This is a genomic window from Streptomyces sparsus (assembly GCF_054776295.1).
Genome location: NZ_BAAHCA010000044.1, coordinates 1 through 14,930, shown reverse-complemented (window position 1 = coordinate 14,930; position 14,930 = coordinate 1). Strand labels below are relative to the sequence as shown.

17 protein-coding genes are annotated in these 14,930 nt (G+C 69.6%); all 17 read right to left on the bottom strand.

Annotated features, from left to right (window positions below):
* Nucleotides 1-283: 283 nt before the first annotated feature.
* The gene (locus tag ACYVE9_RS05315) at nucleotides 284-736 is read right to left on the bottom strand and encodes a DUF2550 domain-containing protein (RefSeq protein WP_461026534.1); all 453 of its coding nucleotides are present in this window, start codon (nucleotides 734-736) and stop codon (nucleotides 284-286) included.
* Nucleotides 737-872: 136 nt separating this feature from the next.
* Nucleotides 873-1,256, bottom strand: a complete 384-nt coding sequence (locus ACYVE9_RS05310) for a F0F1 ATP synthase subunit epsilon (protein WP_461026533.1) — start codon at nucleotides 1,254-1,256, stop codon at nucleotides 873-875.
* A gap of 91 nt (nucleotides 1,257-1,347) precedes the next feature.
* Nucleotides 1,348-2,802, bottom strand: coding sequence for a F0F1 ATP synthase subunit beta (gene atpD / locus ACYVE9_RS05305; protein WP_461026532.1), 1,455 nt, complete (start codon nucleotides 2,800-2,802; stop codon nucleotides 1,348-1,350).
* A 2-nt stretch (nucleotides 2,803-2,804) separates the two neighbouring features.
* A complete protein-coding gene (locus tag ACYVE9_RS05300; protein ID WP_461026531.1) occupies nucleotides 2,805-3,734 on the bottom strand; it encodes a F0F1 ATP synthase subunit gamma in 930 nt (309 codons plus the stop codon).
* Between the two features lie 2 nt (nucleotides 3,735-3,736).
* Nucleotides 3,737-5,308 carry a F0F1 ATP synthase subunit alpha gene (gene atpA / locus ACYVE9_RS05295; protein ID WP_461026530.1) on the bottom strand — a complete coding sequence of 524 codons (1,572 nt, stop codon included), beginning with the start codon at nucleotides 5,306-5,308 and terminating at the stop codon, nucleotides 3,737-3,739.
* A gap of 94 nt (nucleotides 5,309-5,402) precedes the next feature.
* Nucleotides 5,403-6,227, bottom strand: coding sequence for a F0F1 ATP synthase subunit delta (locus ACYVE9_RS05290; protein ID WP_461026529.1), 825 nt, complete (start codon nucleotides 6,225-6,227; stop codon nucleotides 5,403-5,405).
* Nucleotides 6,224-6,769 (bottom strand): F0F1 ATP synthase subunit B, encoded by a 546-nt coding sequence (locus ACYVE9_RS05285; protein ID WP_461026528.1) that lies wholly within the window; start codon nucleotides 6,767-6,769, stop codon nucleotides 6,224-6,226. The genes ACYVE9_RS05290 and ACYVE9_RS05285 overlap by 4 nt, the downstream gene beginning before the upstream one ends.
* Before the next feature lie 37 nt (nucleotides 6,770-6,806).
* A complete protein-coding gene (gene atpE / locus ACYVE9_RS05280; protein ID WP_461026527.1) occupies nucleotides 6,807-7,037 on the bottom strand; it encodes an ATP synthase F0 subunit C in 231 nt (76 codons plus the stop codon).
* 88 nt (nucleotides 7,038-7,125) lie between these two features.
* Nucleotides 7,126-7,959 carry a F0F1 ATP synthase subunit A gene (gene atpB / locus ACYVE9_RS05275; RefSeq protein ID WP_461026536.1) on the bottom strand — a complete coding sequence of 278 codons (834 nt, stop codon included), beginning with the start codon at nucleotides 7,957-7,959 and terminating at the stop codon, nucleotides 7,126-7,128.
* Between the two features lie 249 nt (nucleotides 7,960-8,208).
* On the bottom strand, nucleotides 8,209-8,640 hold the full coding sequence (locus ACYVE9_RS05270; RefSeq protein ID WP_461026526.1) for a hypothetical protein: 432 nt from the start codon (nucleotides 8,638-8,640) through the stop codon (nucleotides 8,209-8,211).
* Nucleotides 8,641-8,875: 235 nt separating this feature from the next.
* A complete protein-coding gene (locus ACYVE9_RS05265; protein ID WP_461026525.1) occupies nucleotides 8,876-10,162 on the bottom strand; it encodes an MraY family glycosyltransferase in 1,287 nt (428 codons plus the stop codon).
* A gap of 74 nt (nucleotides 10,163-10,236) precedes the next feature.
* Nucleotides 10,237-10,878 carry an arsenate reductase/protein-tyrosine-phosphatase family protein gene (locus tag ACYVE9_RS05260; protein WP_461026524.1) on the bottom strand — a complete coding sequence of 214 codons (642 nt, stop codon included), beginning with the start codon at nucleotides 10,876-10,878 and terminating at the stop codon, nucleotides 10,237-10,239.
* Nucleotides 10,875-11,522, bottom strand: a complete 648-nt coding sequence (locus ACYVE9_RS05255; protein WP_461026523.1) for an L-threonylcarbamoyladenylate synthase — start codon at nucleotides 11,520-11,522, stop codon at nucleotides 10,875-10,877. The genes ACYVE9_RS05260 and ACYVE9_RS05255 overlap by 4 nt, the downstream gene beginning before the upstream one ends.
* A complete protein-coding gene (gene prmC, locus ACYVE9_RS05250; protein ID WP_461026535.1) occupies nucleotides 11,523-12,368 on the bottom strand; it encodes a peptide chain release factor N(5)-glutamine methyltransferase in 846 nt (281 codons plus the stop codon). It lies immediately after the preceding gene.
* Between the two features lie 33 nt (nucleotides 12,369-12,401).
* Nucleotides 12,402-13,472 carry a peptide chain release factor 1 gene (gene prfA, locus ACYVE9_RS05245; protein WP_461026522.1) on the bottom strand — a complete coding sequence of 357 codons (1,071 nt, stop codon included), beginning with the start codon at nucleotides 13,470-13,472 and terminating at the stop codon, nucleotides 12,402-12,404.
* 135 nt (nucleotides 13,473-13,607) lie between these two features.
* Entirely contained in the window at nucleotides 13,608-13,826 is a 219-nt protein-coding gene (gene rpmE / locus ACYVE9_RS05240) for a 50S ribosomal protein L31 (protein WP_461026521.1), read from the bottom strand.
* 203 nt (nucleotides 13,827-14,029) lie between these two features.
* Nucleotides 14,030-14,930 (bottom strand): LCP family protein (locus tag ACYVE9_RS05235; protein WP_461026520.1); only part of this gene is annotated, 901 nt, incomplete at its 5' end.

Here is a 14,930-nt window from a genome sequence, read left to right as displayed (position 1 = left end):
CCCGCCCTGCTGCGCGGGCTGGTCGACCGGGCGGCCGCCGCCGGCCACACCCGGCTGTCGCTGAGCGTCGAGCGGGCCAACCGAGCCGCCGAGCTGTACGCGGCCGAGGGCTTCACCACCGTGGCCTCCGGCCCGGTGTCCGACACCATGGTCAAGCAGCTGCGCTGACGCGCAAGGCCGGGCGCGGTCGCCCGCAGGGGGTCGGAGCCTCACCCGCCGGCTCGCAGCGTCAGGACGCGTAGACGTGCCGCTCAGGCGACATCGTGCTCAGGCGACGCTGCGCTCAGGCGACGTTGACGCGCTGGCCGGGCGGGGCTGCCTCCAGCCAGGCGAGAAAGCCGGTAAGGGCGTCCTCACTCATGGCGAGTTCCACCCGGACGCCGCGGTGCCGGCAGGCGAGCACCAGCGCGTCGGACAGCAGCGCCAGCTCCTCCTCGCCGCGCGGCGTGCGGCGCTGGAGCACCTCGATCGCGTCCCGTTGCAGGGAGCGGCGCGGACGCGGGGCGTAGGAGAAGACGCGGAACCACTCGATGCGGTCACCGCTGTAGCGGGCCACCCCGTAGCTCCAGCCCTTGCCCTTGGGGTCGGCCGACTCGTCGTCCGGCACGTCCCAGCGGAGGCTGCAGTCGAACGTGCCGCCCGAACGCTGGATCAGTCGCCGGCGCAGGCCGAACACGAACAGCGCCACCAGCAGCAGTAGCAGGAACAGTCCGCACAGCAGCAGGGCGAGGACCATCACTCACCGACCTCCTCGCATAATCCCTGCGTGCCGCGCCCCCGGCGCGGACCGCACCAATGATGGCTTCAGCCGCGGACCGTCCGGAGCGTGTACTCCGGAGCCGTCCGCGGCTGAGTTCTGTTTCCGTACCGGGTCAGCGTGCGACCGCCACAGCCCGCAGCCGGATCTCGGCACGGCGTTCCGCTGCCGCGTCCTGCTCCGACTTGGCCTGCTCGAGTGCCCGCTCGGCCCGCTCGACGTCGATCTCGTAGCTCAGCTCGGCCACCTCGGCGAGGAGCGACAGCTTGTTGTCGGCGAACGAGATGAAACCGCCGTGCGCCGCGGCGATGACCGTGCCGTCGCCGCTCTCCCCGGTGGTGCGGATGGTGACCGGGCCCGACTCCAGCACACCCAGCAGCGGCTGGTGGCCGGGCATGACGCCGATCTCACCCGTGGAGGTGCGCGCGACGACCAGGCTGGCCGTACCGGACCAGACCTTGCGGTCGGCGGCAACCAACTCGACGTGCAGCTCAGCCACAGTGGCTCCTTGGAACTGGGGTTTTCACAGGATAGTGGGTGTGTGCGGTGAGGGGCGGGGCAACCCGCCCCTCACCACCGAAGCACGGGTGTCAGTTGACGCCCAGCTCCTTGGCCTTGGCCTTGAGGTCGTCCAGGCCACCGCACATGAAGAACGCCTGCTCGGGGAAGTGGTCGTAGTCGCCGTCGGCGATCGCGTTGAACGCGGCGATCGACTCGTCCAGCGGCACGTCCGATCCGTCGAGACCGGTGAACTGCTTCGCCGCGTGGGTGTTCTGCGACAGGAAGCGCTCGATGCGACGGGCGCGGTGGACGGTGAGCTTGTCCTCCTCGCCCAGCTCGTCGATACCGAGAATGGCGATGATGTCCTGGAGGTCCTTGTACTTCTGCAGGATCCCCTTGACGCGCGAGGCGCAGTCGTAGTGCTCCTGCGAGATGTAACGCGGGTCCAGAATCCGGGACGTCGAGTCCAGCGGGTCGACCGCCGGGTAGATGCCCTTCTCGGAGATCGGACGGGACAGCACCGTGGTGGCGTCCAGGTGGGCGAAGGTGGTCGCCGGGGCCGGGTCGGTCAGGTCGTCCGCGGGCACGTAGATCGCCTGCATGGAGGTGATCGAGTGACCACGGGTCGAGGTGATGCGCTCCTGGAGCACACCCATCTCGTCGGCCAGGTTCGGCTGGTAACCCACCGCGGAGGGCATCCGGCCGAGCAGCGTGGAGACCTCGGAGCCGGCCTGGGTGAAGCGGAAGATGTTGTCGATGAAGAACAGCACGTCCTGCTTCTGCACATCGCGGAAGTACTCCGCCATGGTCAGACCCGCGAGCGCGACCCGGAGACGGGTGCCCGGGGGCTCGTCCATCTGACCGAAGACGAGCGCGGTCTGCGGGAGAACGCCGGACTCGGCCATCTCCTCGATGAGGTCGTTGCCCTCACGGGTGCGCTCGCCGACACCGGCGAACACGGAAACGCCCTCGTGCAGCTTCGCCACACGCATGATCATTTCCTGGATGAGCACGGTCTTGCCGACGCCCGCGCCGCCGAAGAGGCCGATCTTGCCGCCCTTGACGTACGGGGTCAGCAGGTCGACGACCTTCAGGCCGGTCTCGAACATCTCGGTCTTGGACTCGAGCTGGTCGAAGGCCGGAGCCTTGCGGTGGATCGGCCAGCGCTCGGTGACCTCGGACTCGGCCTCCGGCTCGTTCAGGATCTTGCCGAGGGTGTTGAACACGCGGCCCTTGGTGACGTCACCGACGGGCACCGTGATGCCCTCGCCGGTGTCGGTCACCGCGGCCTGGCGGACCAGGCCGTCGGTGGGCTCCATGGAGATGGCGCGCACCACACCTTCACCCAGGTGCTGTGCGACCTCCAGGGTGAGGGTCTTGGTGCCGCTGCCCTTGGCGAAGTCCAGGACCTCGACGGTCAGGGCGTTGTAGATCTCGGGCATCGCGTCGACGGGGAACTCCACGTCGACGACCGGGCCGATGACCCGCGCGACGCGGCCGGTTGCCGCGCCGGACGCGGGGGCCGTCTCAACAGTGGTGGTCATAGTTATCGGTCACTCCCCGCAGAGGCGTCGGCCAGCGCGCTGGCACCACCGACGATCTCGCTGATTTCCTGGGTGATGTCGGCCTGACGGGCCGCGTTGGCAAGCCGCGTGAGCGACTTGATGAGGTCTTCGGCGTTGTCTGTCGCCGACTTCATCGCACGCCGGCGCGCAGCGTGCTCGGAGGCGGCGGCCTGCAACAGCGCGTTGTAGACCCGGCTCTCGACGTACCGCGGCAGCAGCGCGTCGAGGACCTCCTCGGCCGACGGCTCGAAGTCGTACAGCGCGTGGACGCGGTTGCCGTTGATGACCTCGGCCGACTCCTCCGCGCTCTTCTCGAACGTCAGCGGCAGCATCCGGCGCTCGACCGGGTTCTGCGTCATCATCGAGACGAACTCGGTGAAGACGATGTGCAGCTCGTCGACGCCGCCCGCAGCGGTGTCCCGCTCCAGCGCCTCGATGAGCGGAGCCGCCACGGCCTTCGCGTCCGCGTAGGTCGGGCTGTCCGTGAAGCCGGTCCAGGACTGCTCGACCTGGCGCTCACGGAAGTTGTAGTACGCCAGACCCTTACGGCCCACGATGAACGTGGAGACGTCCTTGCGCTCGTTCCGCAGCTGCGTCGTGAGGTGCTCCGCAGCCTTGATCGCGTTGCTGGAGTAACCGCCGGCCAGACCGCGGTCGCTCGTGATGAGCAGTACCGCGGCCCGGGTGGGGTTCTCCACCTCGGTGGTCAGAGGGTGCTTGACGTCCGCCGCCCCGTGCGCCACCGCGGTGACCGCGGCGGTGAGTTCCTCGGCGTACGGACCGGAGGCCGCCACCTTGCGCTGCGCCTTGACGATGCGCGAGGCGGCGATCATCTCCATCGCCTTGGTGATCTTCTTGGTCGCAGTGACGGACTTGATCCGCCGCTTGTAGACCCGGAGCTGGGCACCCATGCTCAGCCCTCGCCCAGGAGCTTGCCGTCCGCGGTCTCGAACTGCTGCTTGAAGCCGTTGACCAGCTCGCCGAGCTTCTGCAGCGTGTCGTCGGACATCTTGCCGCCGTCACGGATCGACGTCATGAGGTCCTTGTGCTCGCGGTGCAGGAAGTCCAGCAGCTCACGCTCGAACCGGCGGATGTCCACCACGGGCACGTCGTCCATGAGGCCGGTGCTGCCGGCCCAGATGGAGACGACCTGGTCCTCGGTCGGGTACGGGGCGTACTGCGACTGCTTGAGCAGCTCGACCATGCGCTGACCGCGCTCCAGCGACGACTTCGACGCGGCGTCCAGGTCGGAACCGAAGGCGGCGAACGCCTCCAGCTCACGGAACTGGGCCAGGTCGACACGGAGCCGGCCGGAGACCTGCTTCATCGCCTTGTGCTGGGCGGAGCCACCGACTCGGGAGACCGAGATACCGACGTTCAGCGCCGGGCGCTGGCCCGCGTTGAACAGGTCGGACTCCAGGAAGCACTGGCCGTCGGTGATGGAGATGACGTTGGTCGGAATGAACGCCGACACGTCGTTGGCCTTGGTCTCGACGATCGGCAGACCCGTCATCGAACCGGAGCCCATCTCCTCGGACAGCTTCGCGCAGCGCTCGAGCAGCCGGGAGTGCAGGTAGAAGACGTCACCCGGGTAGGCCTCGCGGCCCGGCGGGCGACGCAGCAGCAGGGAGACGGCGCGGTAGGCGTCGGCCTGCTTCGACAGGTCGTCGAAGATGATCAGGACGTGCTTGCCCTGGTACATCCAGTGCTGGCCGATGGCCGAGCCGGTGTAGGGCGCCAGGTACTTGAAGCCCGCCGGGTCGGACGCCGGGGCGGCGACGATGGTGGTGTACTCCAGCGCGCCGGCCTCCTCCAGGGCACCGCGCACGGACGCGATGGTGGAGCCCTTCTGGCCGATGGCGACGTAGATGCAGCGCACCTGCTTGTTCACGTCACCCGAGCGCCAGTTGTCGCGCTGGTTGATGATCGTGTCGACCGCGAGCGCGGTCTTGCCCGTCTGCCGGTCGCCGATGACCAGCTGGCGCTGGCCGCGGCCGATCGGGGTCATGGCGTCGACGGCCTTGTAGCCCGTCTCCATCGGCTCGTGCACCGACTTGCGGTCCATGACCGTGGGGGCCTGCAGCTCGAGGGCACGGCGACCCTCGGTGCTGATGTCGCCGAGGCCGTCGACCGGGTTTCCCAGCGGGTCGACGACACGGCCGAGGTAGCCCTCGCCGACCGCGACGGACAGGACCTCACCGGTGCGCTGCACCGGCTGGCCCTCCTCGACGCCGCTGAACTCGCCGAGAACGACCGCGCCGATCTCCCGCTCCTCGAGGTTGAGGGCGAGACCGAGGCTTCCGTCCTCGAACTTCAGCAGTTCGTTGGCCATGACCGAGGGAAGGCCCTCGATCTTGGCGATGCCGTCGCCGGCAGCGCTGACCGTCCCGACCTCGTCGCGCGAGGCCGCGTCCGGCGTGTACGACTGGACAAAGTTCTCCAGCGCGTCCCGGATCTCATCCGGCCGGATCGTGAGCTCCGCCATCTGGGTTCCCTGCTCTCCTTGTTGGGCCCGTAAGTGTCTGCTACGGCCCAACTCGGGCCGCTATGTACTGCTTGTTGAGTTGGTGGGACCGGCGTCAGCCGGCCATCCGCCGCTCGACCTCTTCCAGACGGTCGCCGACGGTGCCGTTGATGACCTCGTCACCGATGCGCACCGTGATCCCGCCGAGGACCGTGGGGTCCACGTCCAGGTTCAGGTGCACCTGCCGGCCGTACAGCCTGGTCAGCGCGGCGCCGAGGCGCTCCCGCTGCCCATCGCTGAGCGGGACCGCGGAGGTGACCACGGCCACCGAGCGGTTCCGGCGCTCCGCCGCGAGCCGGGAGAGGGCGTCGAGCCCGCTCTCCAGGCTACGGCCTCGTGGCTGACCGACGAGTCGGGTGACCAGTCGCTCGGTCGCGGGCCGGGCCCGGCCGCCGAGCAGGCGCCCCAGCAGCTCGCGCTGCGCGGACTTGTAGGCCGGCTCACCGATCTTGCCGGTGAGGGCGGCCCGCAGCTCGGTCGAGGAGGCGACGATCCGGCTGAACCGGAAGATCTCGTCCTCGACGTCGTCCAGGGTGCCGTTCCGCTCGGCGGCGATCAGGTCGGCGTGGTCGGCCAGCTCCTCGATCGCGTCGACGAGGTCGCGCGAACGCGACCAGCGGGCCCGGGCCATACCGGCCACCAGGTCGACGGTCTCGCCGTCGACCTGGGCGGTGAGTACCCGGCCCACCAGCGCGGCCTTGGCGTCGCCGGACTGCGCCGGGTCGGTCAGGACCCGACGCAGCGACACCTCACGGTCGAGCAGAGCGGTGATGGCGGCCAGCTCGTCGGCGAGCTTCACCGCGTCCACGGACGTGTTGTCCGTGAGCGCGTCGAGTCGCTCCCGAGCGGCAGCCAGTGCGTCGCGGCTCGCTCCGTTCATCGGGCGGCCTCGGCGTTCGTCGCGGTGCTCTCGAGCTCGTCGAGGAACCGGTCGATGACGCGGCTCTGCCGGGCGTGGTCCTCAAGGGACTCGCCGACGAGCCGGCCCGCCAGGTCGGTGGCCAGCTTGCCGACGTCCTGGCGCAGAGCCAGCGACGCCTGCTTGCGGTCGGCCTCGATCTGGGTGTGACCGGCGGCGACGATCTCCTCACGCTGCCGCTGGCCTTCCGCACGCATCTCGGCGATGAGCGCGGCGCCCTGCTCCTGCGCCTCCTGGCGCAGTCGCGCGGCCTCGTGCCGGGCGTCCTTCAGCTGCTCGCGGTACTCCTCGAGCGTCTGCTGGGCCTCGGCCTGGAGCGCCTCGGCGTTCTCGATGCCGCCCTCGATCTTCGCGTGACGCTCTTCCAGTGCCTTGTTGATGGCGGGGAGGAGCTTCTTGGCGAAGACGAAGAAGACGATGCCGAAGGCAAGCAGGCCGATGACGACCTCAGGCCACACGGGGAACAGCGGTGACTGCGGTTCCTCAGCTGCCAGGTACATCATGGGGGACCTTTCGTCGATCCGGCTTAAGAACGGACCGTCAGAGGATGAACGGGACGACGAAGCCGATCAGGGCCAGGGCCTCGACGACGGCGAAGCCGAGCAGCATGTTCTGCCGGATCAGGCCGGCGGCCTCGGGCTGGCGGGCGATCGCCTGCACGCCGTTACCGAAGATGATGCCGACGCCGATACCGGGGCCGATCGCGGCCAGGCCGTAGCCGACGGTGCCGATGTTGCCTTCTACGGCCGCGAGGGTCTCGAGAGCAGACATTCCGTGGTTCCTTCTCTTGGTGGGCCGGTGGGTGGTTGGTCCACCGGACGTGTTGGGGGTCGAGCCGGAGTGAAGTGGCTTGGGTCTCTCAGTGGGCTTCTTCGAGCGCCTGGGAGATGTAGGTGGCGGTCAGCACGGTGAAGACGTACGCCTGCAGCGCCTGGATGAACAGCTCGAAGACCGTGAGCACGATGGTCATGGCGAACGAGGCGGTGGCGTAGACGGTGCCGAGCACGGTGCCGAGCATGTACCAGGTCGCGATCGTGAAGATCAGGATCAGCGTGTGACCGGCGAACATGTTGGCGAAGAGACGCACGGCCAGCGTGAAGGGCCGTACGAAGATGTTCGAGACGAACTCGATCGGCGTCAGGATGACGTAGATCGGCTTGGGCAGCCCGCTGGGCACACAGAGGTTGCGGAGGCCGCCGACGAAGCCGTTCGTCCGGAAGGTCACCGTCATGTAGGTGACCCACACCACCAGCGCGAGCGCCGCCGGGTAGGCGATGACGGAGGTGACCGGGAACTGGGCCAGCGGGATGATCGCCCAGAGGTTCATCATCCAGACGAAGAAGAAGAGCGACACCAGCAGCGGGACGAAGGGCTCGCCCTTCTTGCCCATCACCTCGCGGGCGATGCCCTTGCGCACGAAGTCGTAGAGGATCTCGGCGACCATCTGCAGCTTGCCGGGCACGACCTTCGGCTTGGAGAAGGCCGCCCAGAAGAAGCCGATGATGAGGGCCGTGCCGAGGATCGCCAGCAGCATCGGCTTGTTGAACTCGAGCGGACCCACGGTGAGGATCGGATCGAAGAGGAACGACCACACACTGGGTGTCACGGTACTGAAGCCGCACCCCTGAAAGAGGTGGCAGTCGGTCTCGAAGGCGAGCAACTGGTCACTACTCACCGCGAGCTCCTTCGGTATGACGCATAGGTACGGCTACCTCGATGTGTCGGCGTGGCGCGAGGCCACTGAGCGGCACTGGACTGGGTATCGCGGGAGAGGGGACGGCCGCCTCAGTGGCAGGACGACCCGCAGGAAGGCGGATAGGACGCGCCGCTGTCCCGCACAGCACACGCTCCGTTGCTCGCCACACTCTCGGCGTCGGACGATAGCAGTCCGGCGAGGGGGTCTTTATGTCGCCCCTACTGTCGGAACACGCGTGCGGGGCGCTCATGCGCGCGGCTCCGCGTCGGTGTCGGTCGGGGCGTTGTCGGTCTCGACATACAGGGTCTTCACCCGGGTGTGCGACCAGGCCTGACCCGCGAGCCAGACGAGGAGGCAGCCGAGCATCGTGAACCCGAACACCCGCCCGTCCATGAAGGTGGCGTCCCGGAAGAGCCGCAGCAGGACGAGCAGGATCAGGATCTGGGTGGTGTAGACGAGAACACCGGCGCCCATGAACATCTCGGGCCAGCGCTCACCGATCACACTCAGCCAGTACAGACCGGCACCGAAGAAGGCGAGGACCAGCACCGTGCCGAGCGCGGCACCGATCGCACCCTCGACACCGGCCGCGACCACACCCACAGCGATGCCGATGAGACCGGCGCCCGCCGTGGGGATCGCGGCGCCGCGGAGGATCCGGGCGTCGTTCGACTGCATGAATGCTGCTCCAGCACAGGGGACAGAAGGTCGGAAAGAACTCGTGGTGAGCCTAAACGCCGGCCGCGTGACCACGCTGGGCGGGGACCGTCACAGTGCGGTCCCCCGACTCCCTCGCCGGTTCTCGTGAACGGTATCACAAACTATTTGATGAGGTCTTTACCTACATCGTGTGCGTGAGATCACACGTTCGGGCTAACGACGCGCGTCATTCGGCTCACTCCGCGCGACCGGATCACGACCGGCTGTCGATCTTCTTCCGCTCGTGGAGGCTCTCCCGGTCACCCACCGCGGTGGAGCCGTTGAGGCCGGCGGCACGGGCCTGTTCGACGAGTTCCGGGGACGGCTCCTCGGGACGCCTGCGGTAGCGGGGCGGCACGACGCGCTGGGCCCAGCGCGGTGCTCGCGGGGTGAAGCGCGGCAGCAGGAGCACCACCAGGCCGACGGCGCTGAGCAGCACCACGACCAGCACGATGATCTGGCTGGCCCCCGGCACCGAGAAGGCGACGGCGCCGAAGGCGATCAGCGCCGACCAGAAGTACATGATCAGCACGGCACGGCTGTGCGAGTGGCCGATCTCCAGCAGCCGGTGGTGCAGGTGGCCGCGGTCGGCGGCGAACGGGGACTGGCCGTTCCAGGTGCGGCGCACGATGGCGAGCACCAGGTCCGCCAGCGGCACGGCGAGGATCGTCAGCGGCAGCAGCAGCGGCATGTAGACCGGCACCATCGAGTACACGCCGGAACGGATGGAGCCCTCGGCGTCGGTGATGCGGTCCGGGTCGACCTGGCCGGTGATGGACACCGCGCCGGCGGCCAGCACCAGGCCGATGAGCATCGAGCCGGAGTCGCCCATGAAGATCCGGGCGGGGTGCATGTTGTGCGGCAGGAAGCCCAGGCACATGCCGATCAGGATGGCGGCGAACAGGGTGGCCGGTGCCGCCCCTTCCACGCCGTGGCCGAACCACATGCGGTACGCGTACATGAAGAACGCGATCGCCGCGAGGCACACCATGCCGGCCGCGAGACCGTCCAGGCCGTCGACGAAGTTGACGGCGTTGATGGTGACGACAACGAGGGCCACGGTCAGCAGGGTGCCCTGGACGGGCGTCACGGCGACGTTGCCGACGGAGGGGACGGGCAGCCAGAGGATGGTGAGGCCCTGCCACACCATCACGCCGGCGGCGATCATCTGACCGCCGAGCTTGACCAGGGCGTCCACGCCCCACTTGTCGTCCAGGACCCCCAGCAGCCAGATGATGCCGGCGCCGGCCAGCAGCGCCCGGGGTTCGTCGGAAAGCGTGAACACCTCGCCGATGTTGTCGAGTTGCGAGGCCACCAGCAGGCCGGCGCACAACCCGCCGAACATCGCGATGCCGCCGAGTCGCGGTGTCGGCTCCCGGTGCACGTCACGGGCCCGCACCGGGGGCATGGCGCCCGCGGCGATGGCGAACTTCCGTACCGGCCCGGTCAGCAGGTAGGTGACCGCGGCCGTGACGCACAACGTCAGGAGATACTCACGCACGGGCTCCCCAGGGATCTCTCAGGTATCTGTCGCCACCCTAGGACACCGGCGGGTGGTGGGCCGGTCTGCGAAGCCTACGCCGGGGCCGGCACGCCGGTGAGCGCGGTCACCACGGGGTCGAGGGCGTCGCTGATCTCCTCGCCGACGCTGCGGAAGTAGGTGATGGGCGCCCCGTACGGGTCGTAGACCTCGTCGGCCTCGGCGGTGGGGGCCAGCAGCCGGCCGCGCAGTGCGGGGGCGGCCTGCACCAGGGCGCGGGCGCGGTCGGCCACGCCCCCGACGGACTCCGGGGCGGGCAGCGTCGCCGGGTCTATGGCGCGCACCAGCCGGGTGAACTCCTTGAGGGTGAAGGTGCGCAGGCCGGCGGAGTGCCCCATGGAGATGACCTGGGCCCGGTGGTCGCGGGTGGCGGTCAGCACCAGGTCGGCCCGGATGACGTGCTCGTCGAGCAGTTCGCGCCCGGTGAAGCCGGACGGGTCCGCGCCGTAGTCGGCGAGCACCGTCGCGGCGTGCTCCTCCATCGGCGCACCCTCGTGGCCCCAGGTGCCGGCGCTCTCGACGAGCAGGCCGCCGGCGAGCGGGCCGTCGAGTCGGGCCGCGAGGGCATGGCGGGTCAGCCGCTCGGTGATCGGCGAGCGGCAGACGTTGCCGGTGGAGACGTGGAGGATCCGGAAGCGGGAGTGAGCCGGTATGCCACGCCTTTCGGGCGTGGTCAACTCCCCTCCCTCAAGTCGGGTACCACCTTGCGCAGTTCCTCCGCGCTGATGGCGCCCGCGCGCAGCAGCACCGGCACCTCCCCGGTGACGTCGACGATCGACGACGGCACGGTGTCGGGTGTCGGTCCGCCGTCGAGGTAGACGGCGACGGAGTCACCGAGCATGCCCTGGGCGCTGTCGCAGGTCTGCGGCGCGGGCTGGCCGGTCAGGTTGGCGGAGGACACCGCCATCGGGCCGACCTCGGTCAGCAGTTCGATGGCGACCGGGTGCAGCGGCATGCGGACCGCCACGGTGTCGCCGGTCTCGCCGAGGTCCCACGTGAGGGACGGCTGCTGGCGGGCGACGAGGGTGAGCGCGCCGGGCCAGAAGGCGTCGACGAGTTCCCAGGCCGACTCGGAGAAGCCGGTGACGATGCCGTGCAGGGTGTTCGGGGTGCCGACCAGCACCGGGGAGGGCATGCCCCGGCCCCGGCCCTTGGCGGCGAGCAGGTCGTTGACCGCCTCGGGGCTGAAGGCGTCGGCACCGATGCCGTAGACCGTGTCGGTGGGGAGCACTACCAGCTCCCCGCGGCGTACTGCCGAAGCGGCTTCACGCAGACCGGTCTGGCGATCGGTTGCCTCGGAGCAGTCGTAGCGCCGTGCCATTTACGGCACCTCCCTGCGGGCTGTGGCGAATCGGGGACGGTTGTTGAGATCGGGGTGGTCCGCGGCGTCCGCCCAGCCGCGGTCCTCGGCGAAGATCCAGGGCACCTGCCCGCCCTGGGTGTCCGCGTGCTCGACGACGACCACTCCGCCGGGGCGGAGCAGCCGGTGGGCGGTGCGTTCCAGCCCGCGGATGAAGTCCAAGCCGTCCTCGCCGGAGAACAATGCCAGTTCCGGATCGTGGTCGCGGGCCTCAGGAGCGACATACTCCCACTCGGTCAGCGGGATGTACGGCGGATTGGAGATGACCAGGTCGACCTGCCCGTCGAGTTCGGGGAAGGCGGTGAGCGCGTCGCCGTGCCGCAGGCTGACCCGGGAGCCCGCGGTGTTCTTGCGGGCCCACGTCAGGGCGCCCTCGTCCAACTCCACGGCGTGCACGCGGGAGCGGGGCACCTCCTGGGCGAGCGCGAGCGCGATCGCGCCGGACCCGGTGCACAGGTCGACGATGAGCGGCTCGGCGACGTCCATCGCCCGTACCGCGTCTATCGCCCAGCCGACGACCGACTCGGTCTCCGGACGAGGCACGAACACGCCTTTGCCGACCTGGAGTTCAAGGTAGCGGAAGAAGGCGCGCCCGGTGATGTGCTGGAGTGGCTCGCGGGCCTCGCGCCGGGCGATGGCCTCCCAGTAGCGGGCGTCGAAGTCCGGGTCGGCGACGCGGTGCAGCTCGCCGCGCCGGACGCCGTGCACGTAGGCGGCCAGTTCCTCGGCGTCGAACCGCGGCGAGGGCACCCCCGCGTCGGCCAGCCGCTGGGTGGCTTGCGCCACCTCGGCCAGGAGAACGTTCATGGTCTTCTTTGTCACCCGTCCCCTTGTGTGCGCTTACTGGGCCGCGGCCAGTTTGGCGGCGGAGTCGGCGTCCACGCAGGCCTGGATCACCGGATCGAGTTCACCGTCGAGCACCTGGTCGAGGTTGTACGCCTTGAAGCCGACGCGGTGGTCGGAGATCCGGTTCTCCGGATAGTTGTAGGTGCGCACCCGCTCGGACCGGTCGACGGTCCGCACCTGGCTGCGGCGGGCGTCGGACGCCTCCCGCTCGGCCTCCTCCTGGGCGGCGGCCAGCAGCCGGGCCCGCAGGATGCGCAGCGCCTGCTCCTTGTTCTGGAGCTGGCTCTTCTCGTTCTGGCAGGAGACGACGATGCCGCTGGGCAGGTGCGTGATGCGCACCGCCGAGTCGGTGGTGTTGACCGACTGGCCGCCGGGCCCGGAGGAACGGTAGACGTCGATGCGAAGGTCACCCGCGTTCACCTCGACGTCGACGTCCTCCGCCTCGGGCAGCACCAGCACGCCGGCGGCCGAGGTGTGGATGCGGCCCTGCGACTCGGTGGCCGGCACCCGCTGCACGCGGTGCACGCCGCCCTCGTACTTGAGGCGGGCCCACACGCCGAGGCCGGGCTCGGTCTGGCCGCGGGTCTTCACGGCGACCTGGACGTCCTTGTAGCCGCCGAGGTCGGACTCGTTGGACTCGATGATCTCGGACTTCCAGCCGCGCCGCTCGGCGTAGCGGAGGTACATGCGCAGCAGGTCCCCGGCGAAGAGCGCGGACTCGTCGCCGCCCTCCCCCGCCTTGATCTCCAGGATGACGTCCTTGTCGTCGCTGGGGTCCCGGGGTACGAGCAGCAGCCGCAGCCGTTCGGTGACGTCCTCGCGGCGGCTTTCGAGGTCCTTGACCTCGGCGATGAAGTCCGGGTCGTCGGCGGCCAGCTCGCGGGCCGTCTCGATGTCGTCGGAGTAGCGCTTCCACTCGCGGTAGGCGGCGAGGATGGGGGTCAGCTCGGCGTACCGCTTGTTGAGCGACCTCGCCCGTCCCTGGTTCGCGTGGACGGAGGGGTCGGCGAGCTGCTTCTCGAGGTCGGCGTGCTCGCCGATCAGTTCCTCGACCGCCTCGAACATCGGGTGTCCTCACTGGGAAGAAGGGGGGATGTACCGCTGTCGGTGGGACGCGGCGTGCGTGCCGCCACCGGGGACGACAAAACGCCGGTCCCGTACCGCCGCCTCGGGCGGTACGGGGACCGGCGCTGTGGGTCGCTACTTCTTCTCGGCCTTCTTGCCGAAGCGGGCCTCGAAGCGGGCCACGCGGCCACCGGTGTCGAGGATCTTCTGCTTGCCGGTGTAGAAGGGGTGGCACGCCGAGCACACGTCGGCGCGGATGGCGCCTTCCTTGACGGTGCTGCGGGTCGTGAACTCCGCGCCGCAGGTGCAGCTGACCTGGGTCTCGGTGTACTCGGGGTGGATGTCGCGCTTCAAGGTGTCTCCTAGGTTCGGGAGGGTGCCGGGTCGTCGCGCGGATTACGGGACGTGAACCGGGACCGACGGACCAGTCTGCCACTTCTGGCCGCACCTCCCAAAACGAGGAGGAGCCGCCGGGTATTCCCGCCCGCGGCCGGAGCGTCCCGGGGCGGGCGGAAGGCACCGGGACGGTTGATGACCGGGCGGGCCGGCGGCCCGGTTCAGCGCAGCACGTCCCCGGCTTCGGTCCGGTCCGCGCTGACGCCCCTGAGTGTGGCGGCGAGGGAGGCCAGCGCGTTGACCGACGCCAGTTCGGAGTCGGTGGTGAGCGCGGACGTGCCGGTGTCGGCGAGGCGGAGGAGCTTGCCGGGGTCGCCCAGTGCGTCGACGTCCCTGGTCTGCTCGACCAGGGCCTTGACGAACGCCTGCTGCACCTGGATGCGGCCCAGGTCGCTGCCGTCGCCGACGCCCTTGCGGGTGCGGACCAGGCCGAGGGCCTGCTCCCCGCCGAGGGTGTGGGTGCCGGCCTCCAGGTCGAGGCGGCTGCCGCGGTCGTGGATCGCCTCGCCGATGGTTACCTGAACGCCGCCGAGGGTGTCGATGAGCTTCTTGAAGCCGGTGAAGTCGACCTCGACGTAGTGGTCCATCCGGATGTCCGTCATCGCTTCGACGGTTCTCACCGCGCAGGCGGGGCCGCCGAGCGCGTAGGACTCGTTGAACATCGCCCGTTCCGCCGCCGGCACGGCCGTGCCGTCCGCACCGCCGCACCGCGGCCGCTCCACCAGGGTGTCGCGCGGGATGGACACGACGTCGGCACTGCGGTGGTCCTCGGCTATGTGCACGATCATCGCCGTGTCGGCGCGTGCGGAGCCCTCGTCGGTGCCGTAGGCGGCGTTCCGGCCGTCGCGTGAGTCGGAGCCGAGGACCAGCAGGTCCAGGGAGCCGCCGGGCGGTTCGGCCGGCCGGTCGCCGTCGAGTGCGGCGTTGATGTCGACGCCGGAGAGGTTGCCGTTGAGCTTGGAGTAGACGAACGCGCCGCCGCCCGCGCCGAGCGTGAGGACCGCCGCTGTGGACCAGGCGGTGACGCGCAGGGCCCGCTGGCGCCGGCTGGGCCGCCTGCGG